We start from the raw sequence: 22,634 nt of genomic DNA on the forward strand, positions 1-22,634 counted from the left end.
AAAAAGACTTTAAATTTATTAATATTTATGTTACAATTAATGATTGTGTCAGGCATTATGTATTGAGGAGGAATTTAAATGGTTAAAAAAGCTAATAATGAAGATAATGATAACCAAAATGAAAATACTGAAGAAGAAGAACAGGATTTAGATCTTTCCATTCCTGATGGAGCTGGTATCGATGATTCAGTCCGTGTTTATTTAAAAGAAATGGGAAAAGTTGATCTGCTTGACAAAGAAGAAGAAGTAGAACTTGCTAAAAGAATAGAACAAGGTGATCAAAGAGCTAGAGAGCAATTAACAGAAGCAAATTTAAGACTTGTGGTAAGTATTGCTAAAAAATATATAGGTCAGGGCATGTCTTTTCTTGATTTAATTCAAGAGGGAAATAAAGGTTTAATGAAAGCAGTAGAGAAGTTTGATTATACTAAAGGTTATAAGTTTAGTACCTATGCAACCTGGTGGATTAGACAATCAATTACTAGAGCTTTAGCTGATCAAGCTCGAACAATTAGAATTCCAGTGCATATGGTAGAAACCATGAATAAGTTGAGAAGAATTGAAAAAAGATTGAAAAAAGATTTAGAAAGAGAACCAACTTTAGAAGAAATTGGCGAAGAAATGAATATGGAACCTGAAAAAGTATTAGAAATTCAAAAACTTGCTATGAACCAACAGCCTACTTCTTTAGATACTCCTATTGGTGAAGAAAAAGATAGCCATTTAAAAGATTTTATAGAAGATCAAGATGCACCGGCTCCTGAAATGTTAGCCTCATCTGAACTTTTAAAAGATCAATTAGAAACAGTACTTGATACTTTAACAGATAGAGAAAAAAGAATTATTAAATTAAGATTTGGACTTGAGGATGGTCGTCAGAGAACTTTAAAGGAAGTTGGAAGCCAGTTTGGAGTTACTAGAGAAAGAATTAGACAAATCCAAGCTAAGGCCTTAAGAAAGCTAAGACATCCTACCAGAAGTAAAGAATTAAGAGGCTATTTAAATAACTAAATTTTTAACTAAAGGGCACAAATTTTAAAATATAAAAATATAGAGTATATTAGATAAAAAAAGACTAACTAGCTTTTTCAACTTAAAAGCCTGTTAGTCTTTTTTCTTTTTAATTTATTTTTTAGCTAAAGATCCCATTGGATCCCAAGGTTTTAAAACAATTGGTTCTTTTTGATAAGCTTTTAGATCAGCTTCAGATAAATATTTTTTATGAATAACTACCTCATAATTAAACTCTTTAAACCAGTCATTACTCATAATAAAAAATCCATCCTCACCAACTTTTTCACCCCAGCTATTTTGAACTTTCCAGCGTTCAGCCTGATTATGATCGTCAATATTTACTCCTGTAAAGACCATAGCATGTGTTAAAATGCTCTCACCATACTGCAGACGCTGTCCTTTATCTAAAGCAAATTTAGTATTTAAAAGATCTTCATAATTAAATAATGCAGTATCCATAATTCCTAAATCTCTATCAGACCATTGGCCAACATCACAGCCAAACCAAACAGGTTCTCCGTTTTTCAATTGTTCTTGACTGTAATTAACAAGCTTTTCAATTGGCAGATTTAAATAATGAATCTGCTGACCTTCTTTTATATTACCTAAAAATTCTACTGTATATGTTTGGTTAAATTCTTTATCAGAAGTAGGAGCATTAATAATACTTACATAATCAGTCATTTTAAAATTAGAATATTTATTATAAAAATCTTGAGGAGTCAATCCACTATCACGATAAAATTCTCCCTCTTGATCTTTATATTCAAAATCAAACTTTTGTGGGGGCTCTCCTAAAAAGTAAGCAAGTATCGAGTAAATTTCTGCTAACATATCTGCTTTTTCTTCTCTCAAGCTCTCTTTATCTGCACCTAATTTAAAATCTTTTCGCAAACGCTGAGCAAGATCTCTTAATTTTAAATTCAAAATTTTATTTAAACCACTCGAATTACTACTATGATAACTTTCGGGCATTACATATTTAGGTACTATTCCATATTTCTCAATTAAAGCCGTAAACATATCCCACTGGCCACCATCATTTGTAGGCTCTTTTAAAAGCCACATTACTTTACGACTATCAATTTCTAATTCAATGGTTTCAATTATATTTTCTAAAAAATAATTTGCTTTTTCTAATTTATCCCAAAACATGGTATAACTCTGAGATAACTCAAACTCTTTATCTTTTATTTTTAAATCTTGTGCAATATCATAGCGAATATTATTTAAAGCTGCAAACATCCAGCAGCGGCCACTTTTTTGCTGGTTTGTTACTTTACCAACATCAATTTCTTCCGAAAAATCATAATGCATTTTTTTAACTGATTCATTATTTAAAGAACTATTATTAATTCCATTTTTGATAACTGTATTAGCTATAATTTCATTATTTTTTCTGCTCTGAAAATTTTCCTGAAATTTTTTCAACTTTGACTGATCAATTATTTTTCTATTCACTTTAAATCCTCCTTTTATTTTTAAGCTAAATACTATTTTCTTATTTAAGATAAGACAAAATAAAAGCTAAATTAAAGATTTAAAAATCTAATAAAAGTTCTAATCACACTTGCACCACCAATAGCAGTCCCAATTACACTGCCTAAATTAGCTAAAATAACTATTAGAAGTATATGAGTAACTTTATTTGTATAAATTTCCTTAATACTAATTCCTTCAGAAAGCTTTTGAAAATCTTTAACTTGTGGTTTCTTTAAATAAGCCTCTGCTAAACCTGCAAACCAACCAGCAGCTAAAGCTGGATTTAAAGAGCTTAAAGGTGCTACAAAAAATGCAGTTAAAATTGTTAAAATATGGCCTCTAGCTAAAAGAACTCCTAAAGCAGAAAGGGAACCATTCCAGATAAACCAAGCTTTAGTTACTTCTAAACCTGTACTTAAGTTATTAATAAAACTTGAAATAATAATAACTAAAATTACAGCTGGTATACCCCAAGAAAAAATTTTACCCCACTTAGCTTTTGGCATTAATTTAGTTATTGCAGCCAGATCTTGTTCTTTATAAATTTCTTTTTTAACCCCTGGTACATGAGCTGCACCTAAAACTGCAACAATTTTATTACCTGGGGCGTTTTTTATTTTATTTGCTAAATATTGATCTCTTTCATCTAGCAAATGTTTTTTTATGCCAGGAAAAGACTTACCCATTTCTTCTAACATCATATTTAAGGCATTACCATTTTTTAATTGATCCATTTCTGCTTCAGTTATTTCTTCATCTACAAAAAGCATGGAAATAATTTGGAAAATAAGCTTTAACTTTTCCCAAAGCCCAAGCCCTCCCCAAACTCTTTTAAAAGTTATTTGAATATTTCTATCAGCCAAAACAAGTTCTGCTCCTAATTCTTTAGCAGATTCAATTCCTTGTCTCATTTCTTGGCCTGCATTAATACCTAATTTTTGGGCCATTCTAGTTTGAAAAGAACTAATTATTAAATTAACTAATAATAATAATGATTTCTTTTCTTTGATTACCTGAAAAATATTCATCTCACTCCATTTATCATTATTATCTATAGAATCATATCTTTCTTGATCAAGTTCAACACAAACACTATCAGGTTCTTCAGTTTCTATAACTTCTTTTACCTGTTCTGCACTTTTTTTAGAAATATGAGCAGTAGGAATTAAAATTATTTCTTTATCTTCATAATTAAGTCTTTCAAGATTCTCTTCGTCCATTAAAAAAACAGCTCCTTCTTAAAGTAATCTCACTAGTCTATTATAACACTTCTTAAATAATTATCAAAAAAATTTGTTAGTAAAATAATCATAGATTCTATCTGGTAAAAGCCAACGTAAAAATAAAATTAGTTTAGCATGGAAAGGAACTGCATATCTAGCTTTAGGCTTAGAAATAGTTAAAACTTTGCTTATTTTAGCTGCAACTACCTCTGGCTTAGCAATTAAACTACTTTGACCATACATTTCTTTATATTTAGCTGCTTTTCTGGCCGCCTGTTTTTTATAAATGCCATTACCTGAGCTAGCAATTAAATTTTCACCTGCTTTATCTGCCCAATTAGTTTCAATTGCTCCAGGCTGAATTAAAATAACATCAATTCCAAATTCTTTTAATTCATTTCTTAAACAATCACTTAAACCTTCTAAAGCAAATTTACTGGCATGGTACCAACCACCCAAAGGTGTCCAGGTTTTACCTGCAATAGAAGAAATATTTATAATCTTAGCAGAATTATTTTCTCTCATTTTAGGAATTACAAGTTTAGTTAGTTCTGAAAGCCCAAATAAATTGACTGCAAACTGTTTTTTTACTTCTGCAATTGGTACCTCTTCTATTGCTCCATAAGCACCATAACCTGCATTATTAATTAAAATATCAATAGTTTTTTCTTTGGCTAAAATCTTTTCAATACAATTTTTTCTCATTTCTGCTTTAGTAATATCCATTAAAATATAATTTCCATTTTCATAGTTCTCTAAATATTTCAAATCTTTTTCAGTTCTAGCAGCCCCATAAACTCTATAATTTTGTTCTAAAAGTTTTTTAGCTGTTGCTTTACCAATTCCACTAGAGGCTCCTGTAATTAAAACAACTTTCTGCTGCATAATTAGACCTCACCTTCTATTAACTATTTTTTTGACGATATCTTTCTACTGCTTCTGATAAACTATTAAATTCTTTATCAGCAATCTCCAACATTCCAGCTAAGGCATAAAAGCGACGCTGTAATCTTTTAGGTAATTCTCCTTTAAATTTATAATTTCTATCATGCTCAATTTCTGCCCAGGCATGTTGTAAAATACTGCGAATTTGAATCTCAAATTTAAGTCCTTTAAAATTTTCAAGTTCTGTTTTAGCTATTTTTTCATCACTTAACTCAGCAATATAATGGATTGATTTATAGCCCATTTTATCTGCATCAAGCAAATCAGCTTTATCTTCACTTCTTGCATAATCAATCTTAAATAATTCTTTAAGTACATCACTAATCTGATGTATTTCCTTTTCAAATAAAGTTATAATTCTTATTCCAGTTAAATCTGTTATTTGTTTGACAGGATTTGTATATTTATTTCTTTTTGCCTTACTTTTAAAGCTCTCAACTGATTTAACTCGGCTTTCTATACTGTGAAAAGTTAAATTATTTTCGTTTAAAGCTTCTTTTAAAATCATTTCCACTTTTTCTCTTAATTCTATGTAATCCTGCCTTTGTTTTTTATATAATTTTACAGCTTCTTTTACAATTTTCTGATTGGCCATTAATAAACCCTCCAATTAATTATTAAGCCCTTAAATTAATAATCTAATTAAATTGATACTCTTAACTATAATTCCGCATTTAATTAAAAAAACCTTTTTAAAAAATAAAATCCCTACTTTCAAATTAAGAAAGCAAGGATTTTATTAAAGTTTTTATTCAATTTTTAAACTTAAAATTTGAAGGCTAAAAGAGCCTCTTTTTTCAAATAAATTTATATAATTTAAATTAAACTTAAGTCCACATTTGGACTAAAAAAGCACTAAATGCCGCAACAGCTAAAACAGCCATTCCAAATCCTAAAGTTTTCATTATAATATTTTTCATTCTATCATCCTTTCTTATTACCTTATAAAATTATTAGATGTTTTTAAAATACATATTAATTATATAGATTTTTAATTTGAAGTCAAGGTTCTTTTTTTACAATTTAATTTTACAAATAATTTCAAATTTTCAACTAAAACAAAGGTCTTTTAATTTTCATCTATAACTAACTATATATAGCAAACTTTAAAATTTAGAAAGGGGTTTTTATTATGAAAAAAATATTGATTATGACAATGATCTTAGTTCTTGGCCTAACAATTAATGTTTTTGCTCATCCACCTGGAAATATTGAAATGAATTTTAACTCTTCAAATCAAATGATCGAAGTTTCTATTTCACACTCTTCTAAAAATAATAGTGAACATTTTGTAAATGAGGTTGAAATTTATTTAAATGGTAATTTACAAATTGAACAAAATTTTATAATGCAAACAAATGCTAAGAGTCAGTATTTACATTATATGCTTCCTGGAGCAAAATCAGGAGATACCATAAAATTAGTAGCAAAGTGTAATAAATATGGAGACCTAGAAAGCGAGTTAAAAGTTGATTAATTTTTAAACTCTATAATCTGTATTCTAATTAATTAGAAAAAATAAATTATAAAAACCGGTTTTAGAAAAATAAATCGGTTTTTATAATTTTAATTTCAATCTATTTAAAAATATCTCTAACTACCTCTTTAAACTCAGCATACATTTAGCTCACCTCTTTAATTATATTATTATCTTCCTTTATTTTTATACATGTTTTTATCAGCCTGATTATAAATTTCAAAAAGATCTTTTTTGATTGCAGCAGCTGTTGCAAATCCAAGTGAAATTTTAAAGTCATTTAAATATTTATTCTCCGAATTATAATTTTTAAATTGATTAATAATTCTTTTACAAATAATTTTAGCTGCTTTAGTACCAGTTTTAGGTAATAAAACAGCAAATTCATCTCCTCCAATTCTGGCTATTATATCTTCAGTTCTTAAAGTCTTTTTTAAAATTTCAGCGGACTTTTTTAAATATTGATCACCATTAAGATGACCATAAGTATCATTAATAATTTTCAAATTATCTAAATCACCAATAATAATACTAATTGGATAATTACGCGAATGATTCATTCTTTCCATTTCAGCTTCAAAATAGCGTCGATTATACAAATTAGTTAAACCATCATGATAAGAAAGATATTTGATTTCCGCTTCTTGTTCAACTCTTTTGCTAACATCCATTAAATTAACTAATAAATAGCCATTTTCAAGTGGATTAACTCTAAATTCTATAAATTTATTTTTATTATTTTTAGTTCTAATATTTATTACTTGATTATAATGTTTTCCTTTAGCTATTTTATTTTTAAAATTTTCTCTAACTTCATTTCTTTTCTCAAAATTAGGAAATGCCAATTTAAAAGCTACATCTAGATTTTTAATATCAGCTAAAGTATAACCAGTTATTTTAGTAGTTAAATCATTAATATAGATAAATTTTCTATTTTTATCTAAAATAGCTATTCCCATTGTTAAATTATTGAGTATTGTTTTTAAACTTAAATCATTTAACATCATATCACCTTCTTAGAACATTATTAAATTTTAACTTAAATTTTTATTATATTACCATTTAATTCAGCTGCCCGCTCTGGCTCACAAGTTGTATATAAAATTTGATATTTTTTTTGATACTGATTAATTAATTTGATAGCATTTTTTCTTCTTTTTGGGTCAAGATTAACTAAACAGTCATCTAAAATAATAAAACCACCTGTTTGCTTAAATAAATTATCAAAAATTGCAAATCGTAAAGCTAGAGCTGCTGCATCATAAGTACCATAAGATAATAACTCTAATTTACCAGGTAGCTTTTTATTCTTATTTGTTTGAATTTGAATTGAAAAATCATCTTCAATTATTCCTTGCTCATACTTGCCGGCAGTTAAAATTTCTAAATTTTTACTAAAGCTCTTAGTTAAAGGACTAAAAGAATTTTGATCCATTTCTTTTAATTTTTTTTCAAAAACTTCTTTGATTTTAACTAATTTAGAAGCTCTAGTTTTAGCTTTTTCTAATTTTTCTTTTAAATTTTCTAATTTATTTTCCATTTCTGGAGTAGATTCTACAGGAAGTAAATTTTCTAGCTCTTTATACTTTTCTATTTTAAGTCTTAAATTTTGATTAATTTTCTCTCTTTCTTCTCTTTTTGCTTGCAAACTAGTGACAAATTCTTGTGAGTTCTCATATTGAGCAGGAAGTGAAGCAAGCTGCTCAAGTTTTTTTGCTAAATTTATTTTTGCTTCTACTTGCTCAGCTAATTTTAATTTCAAATTAGCTAAGTTTTGATAATCAATTTTCCATTCTTCTTTTTTATTTTCTCTAATTTTAATTTCAGTTTTCAAATTAGCTAAATCATCTTTTATTTTTTCAATTTCTTTGTCTATGATCTCAATCTCTCTAGCTGCTTTTACTTTTGCTAGTTGATCTAAATTATTTTCTAGAGAATCTAAGTTAGCACCAGCTAATAATTCTCTAAGCTCTGTATTTTGCCTATTTAGTTCTCTTGCAGCCTCATCTTTTTCAGCTAACTTTTGTTTTGCTTCTTTTAAATCACTAACTTTCATTTTTCTTTTTAAATTCAAAAACTCTTTTTGATAGCTGTTAAGTTCTTCTTTTAAACTAGCAAAGTTAATTTCTGCAGATTCAATTTCAATTTCAATTTGATCAGTTTTAATTTTTAAATAGCCATCTGCCTCAATGATTTGGTCCTTGGGAACTGTTTTTTCTCTATCTACTCCAGCTGTAACTTTTATTTTATCTGATTCAGAAAAATTTATTTTAGCCTTTAATTTAGAAGCTTTGAGACTTGCCTTATTTTGAGCAATTTTATTTTTAGCTTTTTCTAATTTTTCTAAGTCTTTTTTAGTAAAATTTATTTTTGCTAATATTTCTTTTTGCTTAAGTTTTTCACTTTTGAGCTGCTTAATTTTTTTTATTTTAACTTCCAATTCTTCTTTTTGGGATAATTTTTGAGACCTTTGTTTTTCTGCTTCTAATTTTTGTGATTTTAATTCTTGTGCTTGCTTTGTTGATTGCAGTTCAGCTAGTTGCTGTTCTAATTGAGGCCATTTTTCTTTAATTTTTTCTAAAGACTCAATTCTTTCTCTTTTATTTGCTAGTTTTAATTCGATTTCTACTCTTTGATTAATTTCAGCCTCTATTTTTGCTAATTTTTCTATATCTTTAATTAATTTTTGTTCTTCTTCTTTTAATTTTCTAATTTCCGAACTTATTTTTTCATATTCTTTTTCATTAATTTTACTTTCTTTAATTTTTAAACGCAGCTTTTCTTTAGCTATAAAAAGATCATAAATTTTGCCAGTACCAACTTGATAAGGGTTATTAACTCCACGCGCACTATTACTGATAGTATCGGCCTTTAATTTCCATCTTTTTGTTAACTCAGTTAAATTTTCATTTAATTTTTGTCTAAATTTATCTATAGAGACTCCGTCTAATTCCATTACAGCTTTTCTTAAAAAAGAATTAATCGTATTAATTAACTCAGGATTCTGCTCAGCGTTAATCCTAGCTAAGGTTGATTTAATATCTTCCTGACTACTGAAAACTATATTATTATAAGTGCTTTTAGCATATGGAAAAAGATCTTTTTTATAAGCAGCAATTTTATTTGTCTTTTCAATTCTACGACCATCACTTAGCTCTAAATAACCAGAATAATTATTATTACTCCATTTTTTATAAATTTTATAAGTCTGAGTCTCAATCTCAAATTTAAGTTCTGCTTCTGCATAATCACCATCAGGATAAGGAAAATAATATTTTTGAAACTCTTTTCCTTCAGTTGTATTTAACTTTATTTGTGGATTAATAAATAAAGAAGCATAAATAGCATTAATCAGAGTACTTTTGCCAGCTTCATTAGCACCTAAAATGATATTTAAACCATTTTCAAATTTATAACTTCGATTATTAATTCCAGCAAATATTTCAGTTTTAAATTCTCTTAATTTCATTCTTGCACCTCTTTTAACATTTTATAAGCTAGATCTAGAGCCTGACTATCTGTTTCTAATTCAGCTAGAAGTTGATAAGGAAAAGAATTTTCAGCAAAATCTTGAGCAATTGATTCTCTATCTAATTTTCTTTGTAAGTCACTTTGATCTATTTTAGCATAAAAACAATTATCTTTAAGTTGATTAATTAACTTTTCTCGCTGACAAAACTCTTCTTTAGTTAACTCTCCTTTTAATTTTAAACGCAATACTTTTTTAGAAACAGCTTGAGCCATTATTTTTTCAACTAAATTTTCTAATTCTAGAAGTGAATCTATTTTTACTTCTAAATCAGAAAAGTGATAATTACCTGTTTTTATTCTTTCAGCTTTAACTTCTTTATTTGCTTGTAGTTCTAGATACCAAGCATAACCAGGATGTTTACAATCCATACCATCTGGCTCTGGAGTTCCATTATTAAATATTTTTTGATTAATAACTTTATCTTGTTGGGGATAAGTTAAATGAGAATGGCCTAATAAACAGAGATCCATTTCCAAATTTAGAAGTTCTGCTTTGGTCATTTTAAAATAATTATCTCTTAAATCAGGTGAAAAACCAGCTAGAGCTCCATGGGCTAATAATAAATGATAGTTAGCAGCTGCTTTTTCCTTTAAATTTTTAATCCAAGTTAAGTTATTTTCCGAAGAAAGTTTAGAAGCACAAGGAGCAGGATAAATGGCGGCAGAAATACCAAAATCATGAAGTAAATAAACTTTTGGTTCAGCTAAAATTAACATCCGACCTTTAATATTTTCTTTAAAATACTGCCATAATTTAGTCATCTCATCTTTATAATCATGATTTCCAGGTAAAATTAAGATTGCATCTCCAGCAAAGCTATCTAGAATATTAATTGTCTTTTTGATATTTTCTTCTTTAATATTTAATTTGTCAAACAAATCACCAGCTACAACTAATAAGTTAGTATTTCTTTTATTAGCCTCTATAATTACATTTTCTAAAGCAAGATAACGAGCGTTTTCCAATTTTTTACTAATTTGAGGATATTGATTAAACTTCATCCCTAAATGAATATCCCCTGTATGCATAATTTTTAAAGTCATTACTTCCTCCTTCTAAACTAAGAAATTTAAGCTTATCTAATTTTTAAATTGTTGATGCTCCTTGGGCCAAGCCGCTCAGGTTTTCTAGTGCCTAACTTCTATAACTCTAGTTCTTCTTTAAAATTATCACATTTAAGATTATTACAACGAGCTGCTTTTACTTTATAAACAGCAGTTTTTTTAGAATAATCTAAATCATAATCTAATCTTTGTCCACATTTTTTACAATTAAGCTGATTTCTAAGCTGATTAAGATAGTTGACATGCTGGCTTAAAGCATTCATATATTCTTTAGTAGAATTAATTTTATTATCTGCAAATAAATTTAAATCTTCAAAATTTATTTTGATAGAATAATGTTTAAAAATTTCGACTAAAGAATATTCTATTAGTTTTAAATTTTCCTTTATCTCTTCTTTTCTCGAATCAACTGCTGGAATCACAGGCTTTAATTCTAATTTTTTATTTTTTTCTAATGCTTGTTTAGTTAACTCATCAATTAATTGATAATGGAATTTTTCAAATAAATTATTAATACTTGCTTGTGATTCACCAACTTTTTCTTGAATAAGATTAAATAATATTCGATTAAAAACTGGGTTTTTACGTGTTTTTAAATAATATAAATAATTTTGAAACTTCAACTCACCTTTATTGACTAAATTATTTATTTTATCTTTAATTAAAGTTGGGATTTGCGGCCAATAATTAACTATTTCTTGGTCTATAATTTCTATTTTATTATCTGCAAGCTGCATGAGTTTTTTATAATAACTATTTTCAGGATAAGAGTTAACTGGCTTTAAATCCCAATATTTTAGGATTAACTCTGCAGTTAAATCTTGATCTATATTTTCATTTTCCCAAAAATCAGAAGCAGCTAAAATATCATTTTTTAAAAGTTCAATAATTGCAAGATCTATTTCTTGATCATTAATTTTAATTTTAATCAAAGAATTAATAAAACTTTTGAGACTAGATAAATCATAGGCATAATCAAAATTAGATATATACATTTTCTTATTAATTAATTTCCACTCATCTTTTTCTGCTAAAAAATTAAGTTTTAAAGTTTGAGCTACTTGAGCTTTAATTAAATTTTGAACATCAGGATTTTGATCTTCTAATTGTTGATCTACCTTGATTTTTAAATTTTCTTTTTCAATTTTATTTTTGACAATTAATATTTTTTTAGTTTCATTATCATTTTTTAAAGTACAGAGCATTGCTTTATTCATATAATCTCTCCCATTTTAAGATCTTTAGTATTTCAATTTCTAATTATAATTTTTAACTGTGTAAATTACCTTCTCTATTTAAGACATCATAGGCAAACAAAGCATATCCAATTTGACTTGGACTAAAATTAGTTTGAGCTGCCATTTTTCTAACTATTTTGATTATTTCAAAATAATCATCTGCTTTAAAACTTTCTTTTTCCTGCTCAAAATAATTAAGTTGATAAAGAGTAGCCCAAACTCTAGTATCAATGACACAATGTTTTTGAGGATCTAAAGCAGTTAAAATGGCCGAAGCAGTTGGAATTCCAACCCCCATCAAACTTGTATATAAAGCTAATTTGCAAAATATATCTTCTAATTTATAAGCTGCTTTTGTAACTTTTTTAACTCTATTAATTGGATTTCTTTTAACATGATATGAGCTGCGAGTAGAATTTAAATGAGCTAATTGATAAAGTTCTGCTCGAGTTAAATAGCTTTGAGCATGATATTTTTTTCCAATTTGCTTTAATTTTTTTGGATAAAGTCCAGTTGTCTGATCATATTTTTTTAAATATTTTTTAAAGTCAATTACTTCTATTTTAAATCCTCTCCTATCTTAGTTTCAGTTTTTATTAATTAATTTATTTAATTATACCATAAATTGTCTTTTAATAAAAAAATAATCAGAGCCTAAATTATTATTTTATTAAAAATTTTTTGACTTTAGCAATTAAAATTTGATATTCTTAGATTAATAATTAAGATTTAAAAGGAGCTGTTAAAATGAATTTAAAAGAAAAAACTATGCAGTTGAAAAATTGGGCTGTTGTTGGTGCCACAAATAAAAAAAATAAATTTGGTTATTTAATACCTTTAAGACTCAAAGAAAATGATTATCAAGTTTATCCTGTTAATCCCAAATTAGAAGAAGTTGCTGGACTTAAATGCTATTCTAGTTTAAACTCCATTAAAAGCAAAATTGATGTTGTTGATTTAGTAGTTAATCCTGAAATTGGAATTAAAGTTATGGAAGAAATAAAGCAGCTAGATATTAAATATGTCTGGCTCCAGCCAGGGGCTAGAAGTGATCAAATAAAAGAATATGCTAAAAAACATCAGATTGAGATAATAGAATCCTGTATTTATGCCAGCCTTAGTTAATTAGAAATAAATTAGCTTTAGATCTTTAAGTTTATTTTAATTGAACAAAGAAAACTCCATCTAAATTAATAATTTAGGTGGAGTTTTAATTTGAATTTAAATCAATTATCCCGCTTAAAGTTTATAAATAACTCTTCCTTGAGCTGGTACTTTAATAGTAATATAATAATATTCTGGATTTAATTCTTGAACTTCGCTTTCACATTCAATTTGAGCTTCTACAGAAGAATAAATACATTTAAAATAATCACCTGGTTTGTGTAAATCACTATCAACCATTACCTTAACTTCCAACTCTTTTTCCAAATTACAATTAATAGCTAACAAATATTCTTCCCTGTTAAATAATCTAGACCAACCAACTACTTCTAGACAATTATCCTGCTCACAATTAGCTAATTCAAAAGATTTTTCTGTTAAAATTACTTCTCTTGCATATTGTCTTCCCATTTGTAATCCTAATTCTTGATTTCTAATTGAAATTAAATTTTTAACTTCTTGATAAATATCATTTTCTTGATCAAAAAAACTTCTATTTTGAGTTCTAAAAGCTCCATACTTGCCACCAAACATAGCTTCTCTAATATATTTTTCAGCCTCTCCTTCTCCATCAAATCCTTGCTCTGTTCCATAATAAATACAGGGAATACCAGCTGAAAAAAGATTTAAAAAGAGGGCGTTTTTTAATAAAGGAGCTTTTTCTCGATCAGCAGCAAATCTTGCTTTATAATTTTGTCTATAAATCATGTCATGATCATTAAACATTGTTATAATATTGCTCTGATACCACTGATTTTCAAATTGACCTAATAATTTAGAATTAGTAAAAATAGAAAAATAATCTTCAGATTTTTGATAACCTTTAGCAACATTTTCTAAATTTAAAGGAATACTATTAATTCCCAAAGCAGCATCAAGTCCAGTCTGTTCCATTAAATTTTTAGCAAACTCTAAACCACCAGCGATTTCGCCAATTAAACCAAAGTTCTTTTTTCCTATTGAATAAGCAAACTCATGGATTTCAACTGCAAAATATTTAGTTGCTCCTGGAAACATATGCTTAACTGTATCAATTCTAAAAGCATCTAAATCAGCATAAGCTATCCAGTATTTATAACATTCAGTTAAAATTTCTAGAGCTCGTGAAGGTTTAAAATATTCTAAACTTCCCCAACCAGTATGGATATTTTTTAAAGAAAAAAAATCACCTTCAATATATTCAGGATAATTATCCCAATTATTTATATAGCCTTTACGGCTAAAGGTATCTAAATTAAAAATTTCTTGAGGCCAAATTCCCCCATCAGGCCAAGCAGCATCATAATCAGGATTTAGAGGATCAATAGTTGCTTCTTTATTTTGATCATAAAAACCTTTAACAGGATGTTCACGCGAATTATATGGTTCTGCTTTTTCATAAGCAAAAACATCACCTGTATGATTTAAAATTATATCCAAAATAACATAAATTCCTCTAGCATGAGCAGCATCAACTAAATCTCTCAAATCTTCTTTAGTTCCAAAATGAGGATCAATTTCTAAAAAATTTTGAATTCCATAACCATGATAAGAGGTAGAATATTTAGGCTGTTTTAAAACTGGACTTAACCAAATACCTGTAATTCCCATTTCTTTAAGATAATCAAGTTTTTTTATGACTCCTCTTAAATTACCACCATTCCACTGATAGCTATTTTTTAACCATTCTTCTTTAGTCTCCTCTTTATCTAAAGCATTTTCATAATCTGCTTCTGGGTTATAAATTGGATAATCAGCATCAATATCATTAAAGCGGTCTACAAGTAAAAAATATAAAATTTGTTCTTCTAAACATTCAGGTGACTTTGTATATTCCCTATTTTTAACTAATTCCTTTAGATCGAAATCTTTATAACTTCTCATTTTTTAGTCCCCTCTAATTTAGATTTTAAAAATAATCTATAATTTAAAATAACTTCAAACCCTGTTAATAGAATTCTCTACTAATTAGCTGATTCCTGCAATTAAGTTTAAAACAAATTATAAAAATTTATAGCTTAAATTATAATTTCAAACTAAAAATAAAGGATTTAAATTATAATTCTGCAATTGTTTAATATAAGGAGAGGTGAAAAAATTGTCACATCAAACAGCAAAATCAGCATATAAAAATCTAGCCGAAAGAATAAATCAATTCCCACAAGGTGCTCCACCTTCAGAGACTTTGTACAAAATTCTAGCAATACTTTTTAGTGAAAAAGAAGCAAAAATAGTTGCCAAATTACCAATAAAACCATTTACAGTTAAAAGGGCAGCTCAAATTTTAAAAATGGAAAAACTAAAAGTAGAAAAAATTCTAGATAGATTAGCTGAAAGAGCAATACTTTTAGATTCTCAAGACCAAGGGGTTAAAAAATATATATTACCTCCACCAATGGCTGGTTTTTTTGAATTTTCATTAATGAGAACTCGCAATGATATTAATCAAGAATTATTAGCTGAATTATATTATCAATATTTAAATGTAGAAGAAGATTTTATTAAAGAATTATTTTTTGCAACTAAAACTAAACTAGGTCGAGTTTACGTCAATGAAGAAGTGCTTTCTAAAGATAATTTAGTCCATATTTTAGATTATGAAAAAGCAAGCCATATTATTAAAACTGCTGAGCATATTGGAATAAGCACCTGTTATTGTCGTCATAAAATGCATCACTTAGATCAAGCCTGTGCTGCTCCACTTGATATTTGTATGACTTTTAATAATACTGCTGACTCCTTAATTAGACATGACCATGCGCGTCGGGTTGAAAGCTCAGAATGTTTAGAACTTTTAGCCCAAGCTTATGAATCTGGCCTTGTTCAATGTGGAGAAAATGTACGTGAGAAACCGACCTTTATTTGTAATTGTTGTGGTTGTTGTTGTGAAGCCTTACTGGCAGCCAAAAAATTTGGTAATTTACATCCTGTAGAAACCACCAATTATTTACCTCAGCTGAATTATGAAAGCTGTATTAACTGCGATAAATGTCTAGATGCTTGTCCAATTGATGCAATTACAAAAAATAATAATCAAATAAAAATTGATCAAGATATTTGTTTAGGCTGTGGAGTCTGTGTTCGAAGCTGTCCCACTAAAGCTTTAAGTCTTCAGCGCCGCCAGCAAGAAATCATCACACCTGTTAACTCTATTCATCGAGCCGTTTTAATGGCAATTGAAAAAGGTAAATTAGCTAATTTAATTTTTGAAAACCAAGCTTTTGCCAGTCATCGTGCCATGGCTGCTATAGTTTCAGCAATTTTAAAGTTACCTCCAATCAAACAAATAATGGCTACTAAACAGATGAAATCTAGATATTTAGAAAAAATTATTTCAAAAATAAACTAATAATTCTAAAAATGAAGACTACCTTCATCTCTAACTGCTAAAGCAGCCTCATGGATTGATTCAGCACTAGTTGGATGTGCATGAATAGTTTCTATTATTTCTTCAACTTTTAATTTATTATTAATTGCCAAAGTTAACTCAGCAATTAAATCTGTAGCATGAGGACCAATAATTGAAGCTCCTAAAACAAGGTCACTTTCTACAGCAGTAATTAACTTAACAAAGCCTCTTTTTTTAGCTAAAGTTAGAGCTTTAGAATTTGCTTTAATTGGGAATTTACCTACTTTAAAGTCTAAAGCTTGGGCTTTAGCTTCTTTTTCGCTTAAACCAACTACAGCAATTTCTGGTTCAGTAAAAATAGCTTTAGGGATAGCTTGATAGTCCATTTTAGCTTTTTGGCCTAAAATATTTTTAACAGCTACAATTCCCTGCTCAGAAGCAGCATGTGCTAATTGCGTTTTAGCAGTCATATCGCCAATAGCATAAATATTGTTAACTGTCGTTTGCATTTTTTGGTTAACTTTAATACCTAAGCCTGCTTTGCTCTTTTCTGTTTTAAGTCCAAGTGCTGCTAAATCTAGACCTCCAAAATCAGCTTTACGCCCTGCAGCCATTAAAACTTTATCTGCACTAATATATTTTTTCTCTCCTTCAGCTTCAAATTCCACTAAAGCTCTATTAGCTAAAGTTTTTTTAATTGATTTTGCTTCAGCTTTAGTTTGAATTTTTATGCCTGCTTCTAGAGCAGCTTCCGTTATTTCTGATATCAAATCTGGATCAAGAAAATTAAGTATTTCCGCTAAATATTCAATAACTGTTACTTTAACATCTAAACGAGCTAAAATAAAAGCAAATTCTAAACCAATCACTCCTCCTCCAATAATCACTATTTCTTCTGGTAGCTCATTTAATTCTAATAAAGCTTTACTATCTAAAACAAGTGATTCTGCCTTTTTATCAACAATGGCTAATTTATTTGGTTTAGAACCTGTTGCTAAAATAATATTTTCTGTTTTAATTGTAATTTCTTCTGCTGTTTGAACTACTTTAACAGTATTTTGATCTATTAGTTCTGCTTTACCTTTAATAAACTCAACATTTTCTTTATCTAATAAACTTTTAATCCCCTGACTTAATTGTGCAACAATCTTATCTTTTCTACCAATAATTTCTTTCCAATCAAAACTTATATTCTCAGCTTTACAACCAAATTCTGCTGCATTTTTGAGTTCATCATATACCTCAGCTGAACGGACTAAAGCTTTAGTTGGAACACAACCCCAATTTAAACAGGTTCCACCTAAACTATTTTTTTCAATTAAAGTGACTTGAGCACCATTTTTAGCTGCCTTTAAAGCTGCTACATAACCACCTGGGCCAGCCCCAATTATCGCTAAATCTCTCTTTTTTTCTGTTTTATTTACTATAGCTGCTGTTGCCTTTTTAGATTTTTGAGCTTCAGCCTTGATTAAAAATAATTCTGTTCCAACTTCAATTTCTGTTCCTGTTTCAACTAATACTTTTTCAATTTTTCCTGCAAACTCTGATTTTAAATTAATAGTATTTTTACTAGCTTCTAAAATCAAAATTTCTTGACCTAATTCAATCTGATCTCCTGCTTCTACTTTAATCATAGTAATTTTTGCTTTTTCAATATTTTTTGGTAAATCATCAGCTTTTAATTTAATTTTCATTTTACTGCCTCCAATTTAAACATTAATTGAGAAATTAACTAATTATCTATTTATTTACATTATACTAAATAATGATTTAATTATCAATTATTTAAAAATTACTAAAATAAATTAGCCGCTTCTTAAAAAGCGGCTAATAATCTAAGTTAAATAAAAGCTAATTTAAATATTTATTTTTTTAAAGGCTTCAGTTTGTTTTTTAATTGCTGTTTCTGTAGGAAGTCTCTCAATACTTGAAGCACCAAAGAAACCAACTACATTTTTAGTATTTTCTAAGACATATTTAGCATCTTCAGGCATTGCAATTGGACCACCATGACAAATGACCATTAGTTCTGGATTAACACTTTTACCTGCATCAGCAATTTTTTGTACTTTTTCTGCACTTTCTTTTAAATCAAGAGCTGTTTCAGCTCCAATGCTGCCACTAGTAGTTAAACCCATATGAGCAACTAAAACATCTGCTCCAGCTTCTGCCATAGCTTTAGCATCGTCTTCATCAAAAACATAAGGAGCTGTAAACAAACCAAGCTTATGAGCTTTTCTAATCATTTCTACTTCTAAATCATAGCCCATCCCTGTTTCTTCTAGATTTTGTCTAAACACACCATCAATTAAACCAACAGTAGGAAAGTTCTGAACTCCAGAAAAGCCCATATCTTTTAGTTCTTTTAGAAAATTATCCATTAAACGAAAAGGATCTGTACCACAGACCCCAGCTAAAACTGGAGTTTCTTCGGCTACAGGTAAAACTTCAGCAGCCATTTCCTTGACTATTCCATTAGCATCTCCATAAGGAAGTAAACCAGCAAGTGAGCCCCGACCCGCCATCCTATATCTACCAGAATTATAGATAATAATTAAGTCAACTCCACCTTGTTGAGCAAATTTAGCCGAAATACCAGTCCCCGCTCCAGCTCCAACTACACTTTTTCCTTTTTTAATTTCTTTTTCTAATTTGGCCTTAATTTCTGCACGAGTAAATCTCATAATCTTATTCCTCCTTTTTATATTTTCAATCATTATTAAATTATTATCATTCATTAAGCTTTAGCTTCAATTAATTCAACTAATTCTTTGGCCATTGCTAAAGCATATTCTTGATCATTAATATGCATTTCTTTTTCTATAATTTTAATTTTTTGCTGATTAATTTTTTCTTTTAAAGTCTCAAAAAGAATTTGATCTGCTTCTGGATTATAAAAGGGCTTTTTTGGAGCATCTATCATAGAAACACCTTTTAAAGGTAAAAATAAAGTTGTTGGTCCTTGAGTCTGATTTAATTTTTTAGCCATTATTTCAGCTAACTTTTTATTTTCAGAAGCTGTAGTTCTCATTAATGTTACATTTGCATTATGCTGATATAAATTTCTTTCTTCAAATTCTTTGGGAACTGAAGCAAGAGGACCAAAGTTAACCATATCCAAAGCCCCAGTCGAAACAATTTGAGGTATTCCATTTTTGGCGGCAGCCTCTAATCGATTTGGACCAGCTGATAAGACACCTCCTACTAATTCATCACAAAGCTCAGTTGTTGTAATATCAAGTACACCCTTTATAAAACCTGATTCAATTAAATTTTCCATTGCTTTACCACCTGTTCCAGTAGCATGAAAAACTAAAACTTCATAGCCTTCAGTTTCTAGATATTCTCTTGCTTTTTCTACAGCTGGAGTTGTGACTCCAAACATAGTTGCTGCAATTAAAGGCCTTTGTTTTTCTAATTCTGGAGTTTGATCTTTAACCATTCCACTAACTGCAAAAGCTGCATTAGCTAATATCCTAGCTGATAAGCTATTAACTCCCAAAATATCAACTACTGAATAAATCATTGTAATATCTTTTGTGCCAACATAAGGTCTTGTATTACCAGAAGCAAGTGTAGAAACCATTACTTTAGGGATACCAACTGGTAGACGCTTCATTGCTGTTGTTGCTATTGTAGTTCCAGCAGAGCCTCCTAAACTAATAATTCCATTTAATTTTCCGGTTGCTAATAGTTCTTCTACAATTAGAGCTGTCCCTTTTGACATAACTTCCATGGAATGGCCGCGATCACCAGCTTCAATTAATTTTTCTATACTTTCTCCACCAGCTTCAGCTACCTGCGCTCGCTCAATATCAGGTTCAAAGTATGCTTCTCCCATAACACCTGCATCAACTACAATAGTTTCTAGTCCTTCTCCTTCTATTATATCTTTAATATATTTAAACTCTTCCCCTTTAGTATCTAAAGTACCGACTATAACAATTTGCTTCACTAAAAACCCTCCTCAATTTTATAAAAATAATAATTTTTTTAATTCTTTCACTAATTATATTATGCAATAATAATACCAAAACTCTTTAAAAGTCGAAAAATAGGCTAAATAAAGTTCTTTTAAAAGCAAAAAAGATTTTTCTGGCCAAATTAAATTTTTATTTTAAATTTAAAAATAAAAATAGTGTAAAAATTTACACAGTTTTAGCTGCTTTTAAAAAGAGAATTTGCTTAACTGAGTAAAAATTTACACATAAAGGCTTTTAGATTAAAATTAAGTTTAATTTTAAATTTCATATTCTTTTATTTTATTATAAAGAGTTTTTCTACTAATTTTTAAAAAATTAGCTGTTTTAGTTTTATTGAAATTATTAGTTTTTAAAGCATTTTTTATAATTTTTTTTTCATATAAACCTAAATGACTATTTAAGCTCTGAGGAATTTTATTTTTTTGATTTTCTGTAAAATTAGGATCTAATTTTTTTAAGTTCTGAGGCAGATTTTTAACTCTAATAGCATGATCTTCAGCTAAAATCGCAGCTCTTTCCAAAATATTTTTAAGTTCCCTGACATTTCCTGGCCAATCATAATCCATAAAAATATCAAATACTTCGGGCTCTATTTTTAAAATATCAATTGAAAATTTATTTTTAATTTTATCAATAAAATTATTAACTAAAAGTGGAATATCTTCTTTATGTTTTCTTAAAGGTGGAGTATTAATTGAAACAACATTTAATCTATAAAATAAATCTTCTCGAAATTCTCCTTTTGCAACTGCTTTTCTTAAATTAATATTTGTAGCTGATATAATTCTGACATCAACATTAATTGTTCTATTGCTTCCAACTCTTTCAAATTCTTTTTCTTGTAAAACTCTTAATAATTTGGCCTGCAAATTGACATCAATCTCTCCAACTTCATCTAAAAATAAAGTTCCCTTATCTGCTAATTCAAATTTACCAATCCTCTTTTTATTAGCTCCTGTAAATGAACCTTTTTCATGGCCAAATAATTCACTTTCTAATAATTTTTCTGGAATTGTAGCACAATTAATCTTAACAAAAGGCTTATTACGACGCTGACTATTATAATGCAAAGCTCTACAAACTAATTCTTTACCAGTTCCACTTTCACCATTAACTAAAACATTAACATTCTTATTTGCTATTTTATCTATTAAATCATAGATTTCCTGCATAATTAGACTTTGACCTACTAATTTATCAAATCCCTTTTTCTTAATTAATTCTTGTTTTAGCTTCTTATTTTCCTTTTTTAATTTATAGTAGTTTTTAAAACTATTAACTGTATCTTTAATACTAAGTTCGACTGGAATTCTCTCAAAAGTTGAGCCGCCTATATAACCAATTGTATCAGTTTCTTGATAAAACTTATTAACTTTAGCTGGTTCTTTAATATCCCCACCACCATAAATCATTGTTAAAACATCATTATTTACTTTTTTAGCTGCTTTAAATATTTTTCTAACTAGTTTAATATCTTCTAATAATTTATGATCATTTTTTATTCCTTTTTCTCCTCCAGCTGTCCAACCTAAATGAGCACAAATAAGATCAACTCCAACAGCTGCCATTTTCGCTGCCTGCTCTGGTTCAAATACAAAAGCTATTGTATATAAACCTTTTTTAACTGCTTTTTGCATGAATTTTATTTCTTTTTCAAAACCAAGTCCATTGACCTCTAAAGCCTGCCGATACTTACCATCAATTAGCCCTACAGTTGGAAAATTATTAACCCCAATAAAACCTGCTTCAATAATATTATTAAGTAAATTTTCATCAGAGTTAGTAATATCTGCAGCAAAAGCTCCGAAAATTACAGGGGTATTTTTAACTCGAGGTAATATTTCTTTTTTAGCAAATTTAAGATTTAATTGATTGCTATTAGCAAAGGGTAACATTGCTGCTAGAGAAGAAACACCAGCATTTCTGAAATAGCCCGCACTTAAGGCTAAAATAAAATCTGCTCCACCTTCTGCTACCTGTTTAGCTGATAATCCACTACCAACTGCAACTCCAATTAATGGTCTGTTGGCCTTAATACTTTTTTCAATTCTATTTTGAATATTCATTTTAAATTATCCCCCAGTCAATATTTAAAATTTAATTATGCTTAATTTAACTTAACTACTTAAGTTAATTATAAGAGTTGAAAGAGTTTGTGTCCAATAATTTAAAGGCCCTCCTCAA

General features: G+C 28.3%; 18 protein-coding genes. 4 read left to right on the forward strand and 14 right to left on the reverse strand.

All coding sequences use genetic code 11. The features are described from left to right. The first annotated feature begins 78 nt into the window (after positions 1-78). On the forward strand, positions 79-1,011 hold the full coding sequence (rpoD, locus tag HPRAE_RS05715; RefSeq protein WP_014553284.1) for an RNA polymerase sigma factor RpoD: 933 nt from the start codon (positions 79-81) through the stop codon (positions 1,009-1,011). 114 nt (positions 1,012-1,125) lie between these two features. Here rpoD and HPRAE_RS05720 read toward each other — a convergent pair whose 3' ends face one another. The 4 genes from HPRAE_RS05720 to HPRAE_RS05735 form a co-directional block, all read right to left on the reverse strand. After that, positions 1,126-2,475, reverse strand: coding sequence for a C1 family peptidase (locus HPRAE_RS05720; protein WP_014553285.1), 1,350 nt, complete (start codon positions 2,473-2,475; stop codon positions 1,126-1,128). 71 nt (positions 2,476-2,546) lie between these two features. Then, complete coding sequence (locus HPRAE_RS05725; RefSeq protein ID WP_014553286.1) at positions 2,547-3,716, reverse strand: TraB/GumN family protein; 1,170 nt, start codon at positions 3,714-3,716, stop codon at positions 2,547-2,549. Positions 3,717-3,779: 63 nt separating this feature from the next. Next, a complete protein-coding gene (locus HPRAE_RS05730; protein ID WP_014553287.1) occupies positions 3,780-4,604 on the reverse strand; it encodes an oxidoreductase in 825 nt (274 codons plus the stop codon). 19 nt (positions 4,605-4,623) lie between these two features. After that, complete coding sequence (locus HPRAE_RS05735; protein WP_014553288.1) at positions 4,624-5,259, reverse strand: GTP pyrophosphokinase; 636 nt, start codon at positions 5,257-5,259, stop codon at positions 4,624-4,626. Between the two features lie 537 nt (positions 5,260-5,796). On the opposite strand from HPRAE_RS05735, the gene HPRAE_RS05740 reads away from it, so the two are divergent. Beyond that, positions 5,797-6,141, forward strand: a complete 345-nt coding sequence (locus HPRAE_RS05740; RefSeq protein WP_014553290.1) for a hypothetical protein — start codon at positions 5,797-5,799, stop codon at positions 6,139-6,141. A 170-nt stretch (positions 6,142-6,311) separates the two neighbouring features. On the opposite strand, the gene HPRAE_RS05745 is transcribed toward HPRAE_RS05740, so the two are convergent. From HPRAE_RS05745 to HPRAE_RS11275, 5 genes are all read right to left on the reverse strand, one after another. After that, a complete protein-coding gene (locus tag HPRAE_RS05745; RefSeq protein WP_014553291.1) occupies positions 6,312-7,145 on the reverse strand; it encodes a sensor domain-containing diguanylate cyclase in 834 nt (277 codons plus the stop codon). Between the two features lie 35 nt (positions 7,146-7,180). Next, positions 7,181-9,610 (reverse strand): AAA family ATPase, encoded by a 2,430-nt coding sequence (locus tag HPRAE_RS05750; RefSeq protein ID WP_014553292.1) that lies wholly within the window; start codon positions 9,608-9,610, stop codon positions 7,181-7,183. Then, entirely contained in the window at positions 9,607-10,716 is a 1,110-nt protein-coding gene (locus HPRAE_RS05755; RefSeq protein WP_014553293.1) for a metallophosphoesterase family protein, read from the reverse strand. Before HPRAE_RS05755 ends, HPRAE_RS05750 begins: the two co-directional genes overlap by 4 nt. A gap of 98 nt (positions 10,717-10,814) precedes the next feature. Further along, complete coding sequence (locus HPRAE_RS05760; protein ID WP_014553294.1) at positions 10,815-11,954, reverse strand: hypothetical protein; 1,140 nt, start codon at positions 11,952-11,954, stop codon at positions 10,815-10,817. A 52-nt stretch (positions 11,955-12,006) separates the two neighbouring features. Next, positions 12,007-12,273 (reverse strand): hypothetical protein, encoded by a 267-nt coding sequence (locus HPRAE_RS11275; RefSeq protein ID WP_245528254.1) that lies wholly within the window; start codon positions 12,271-12,273, stop codon positions 12,007-12,009. A gap of 449 nt (positions 12,274-12,722) precedes the next feature. Here HPRAE_RS11275 and HPRAE_RS05770 point away from each other — a divergent pair, with 449 nt between their 5' ends. After that, on the forward strand, positions 12,723-13,100 hold the full coding sequence (locus HPRAE_RS05770) for a CoA-binding protein (RefSeq protein ID WP_014553296.1): 378 nt from the start codon (positions 12,723-12,725) through the stop codon (positions 13,098-13,100). A gap of 114 nt (positions 13,101-13,214) precedes the next feature. Here the strand turns inward: HPRAE_RS05770 and HPRAE_RS05775 are convergent, their stop codons facing one another. Continuing rightward, the gene (locus tag HPRAE_RS05775; protein WP_014553297.1) at positions 13,215-15,002 is read right to left on the reverse strand and encodes an alpha-amylase family glycosyl hydrolase; all 1,788 of its coding nucleotides are present in this window, start codon (positions 15,000-15,002) and stop codon (positions 13,215-13,217) included. A gap of 214 nt (positions 15,003-15,216) precedes the next feature. Here HPRAE_RS05775 and HPRAE_RS05780 point away from each other — a divergent pair, with 214 nt between their 5' ends. After that, on the forward strand, positions 15,217-16,467 hold the full coding sequence (locus tag HPRAE_RS05780; protein ID WP_014553298.1) for a 4Fe-4S dicluster domain-containing protein: 1,251 nt from the start codon (positions 15,217-15,219) through the stop codon (positions 16,465-16,467). Positions 16,468-16,472: 5 nt separating this feature from the next. Here the strand turns inward: HPRAE_RS05780 and lpdA are convergent, their stop codons facing one another. The 4 genes from lpdA to HPRAE_RS05800 all read right to left on the reverse strand — a co-directional run bounded on the left by lpdA (position 16,473) and on the right by HPRAE_RS05800 (position 22,516). After that, positions 16,473-18,161, reverse strand: a complete 1,689-nt coding sequence (gene lpdA, locus HPRAE_RS05785) for a dihydrolipoyl dehydrogenase (RefSeq protein WP_014553299.1) — start codon at positions 18,159-18,161, stop codon at positions 16,473-16,475. A gap of 162 nt (positions 18,162-18,323) precedes the next feature. Then, on the reverse strand, positions 18,324-19,151 hold the full coding sequence (locus HPRAE_RS05790) for a phosphoenolpyruvate hydrolase family protein (protein WP_014553300.1): 828 nt from the start codon (positions 19,149-19,151) through the stop codon (positions 18,324-18,326). A 53-nt stretch (positions 19,152-19,204) separates the two neighbouring features. Beyond that, positions 19,205-20,422, reverse strand: coding sequence for a Tm-1-like ATP-binding domain-containing protein (locus HPRAE_RS05795; protein ID WP_014553301.1), 1,218 nt, complete (start codon positions 20,420-20,422; stop codon positions 19,205-19,207). A 285-nt stretch (positions 20,423-20,707) separates the two neighbouring features. Continuing rightward, entirely contained in the window at positions 20,708-22,516 is a 1,809-nt protein-coding gene (locus HPRAE_RS05800) for a phosphoenolpyruvate hydrolase family protein (RefSeq protein ID WP_014553302.1), read from the reverse strand. Between the last annotated feature and the right edge of the window lie 118 nt (positions 22,517-22,634).

Source organism: Halanaerobium praevalens DSM 2228 (assembly GCF_000165465.1).
In the GTDB taxonomy this organism is placed as follows: Bacteria; Bacillota; Halanaerobiia; order Halanaerobiales; family Halanaerobiaceae; genus Halanaerobium; species Halanaerobium praevalens.

Coding starts and splice junctions, on each gene's coding strand:
- rpoD (WP_014553284.1), top strand. CDS start 79: ATGGTTAAAAAAGCTAATAATGAAGATAATGATAACCAAAATGAAAAT.
- HPRAE_RS05725 (WP_014553286.1), bottom strand. CDS start 3,716: ATGGACGAAGAGAATCTTGAAAGACTTAATTATGAAGATAAAGAAATA.
- HPRAE_RS05730 (WP_014553287.1), bottom strand. CDS start 4,604: ATGCAGCAGAAAGTTGTTTTAATTACAGGAGCCTCTAGTGGAATTGGT.
- HPRAE_RS05735 (WP_014553288.1), bottom strand. CDS start 5,259: ATGGCCAATCAGAAAATTGTAAAAGAAGCTGTAAAATTATATAAAAAA.
- HPRAE_RS05740 (WP_014553290.1), top strand. CDS start 5,797: ATGAAAAAAATATTGATTATGACAATGATCTTAGTTCTTGGCCTAACA.
- HPRAE_RS05745 (WP_014553291.1), bottom strand. CDS start 7,145: ATGTTAAATGATTTAAGTTTAAAAACAATACTCAATAATTTAACAATG.
- HPRAE_RS05750 (WP_014553292.1), bottom strand. CDS start 9,610: ATGAAATTAAGAGAATTTAAAACTGAAATATTTGCTGGAATTAATAAT.
- HPRAE_RS05755 (WP_014553293.1), bottom strand. CDS start 10,716: ATGACTTTAAAAATTATGCATACAGGGGATATTCATTTAGGGATGAAG.
- HPRAE_RS05760 (WP_014553294.1), bottom strand. CDS start 11,954: ATGAATAAAGCAATGCTCTGTACTTTAAAAAATGATAATGAAACTAAA.
- HPRAE_RS11275 (WP_245528254.1), bottom strand. CDS start 12,273: ATGGGGGTTGGAATTCCAACTGCTTCGGCCATTTTAACTGCTTTAGAT.
- HPRAE_RS05770 (WP_014553296.1), top strand. CDS start 12,723: ATGAATTTAAAAGAAAAAACTATGCAGTTGAAAAATTGGGCTGTTGTT.
- HPRAE_RS05775 (WP_014553297.1), bottom strand. CDS start 15,002: ATGAGAAGTTATAAAGATTTCGATCTAAAGGAATTAGTTAAAAATAGG.
- lpdA (WP_014553299.1), bottom strand. CDS start 18,161: ATGAAAATTAAATTAAAAGCTGATGATTTACCAAAAAATATTGAAAAA.
- HPRAE_RS05790 (WP_014553300.1), bottom strand. CDS start 19,151: ATGAGATTTACTCGTGCAGAAATTAAGGCCAAATTAGAAAAAGAAATT.
- HPRAE_RS05800 (WP_014553302.1), bottom strand. CDS start 22,516: ATGAATATTCAAAATAGAATTGAAAAAAGTATTAAGGCCAACAGACCA.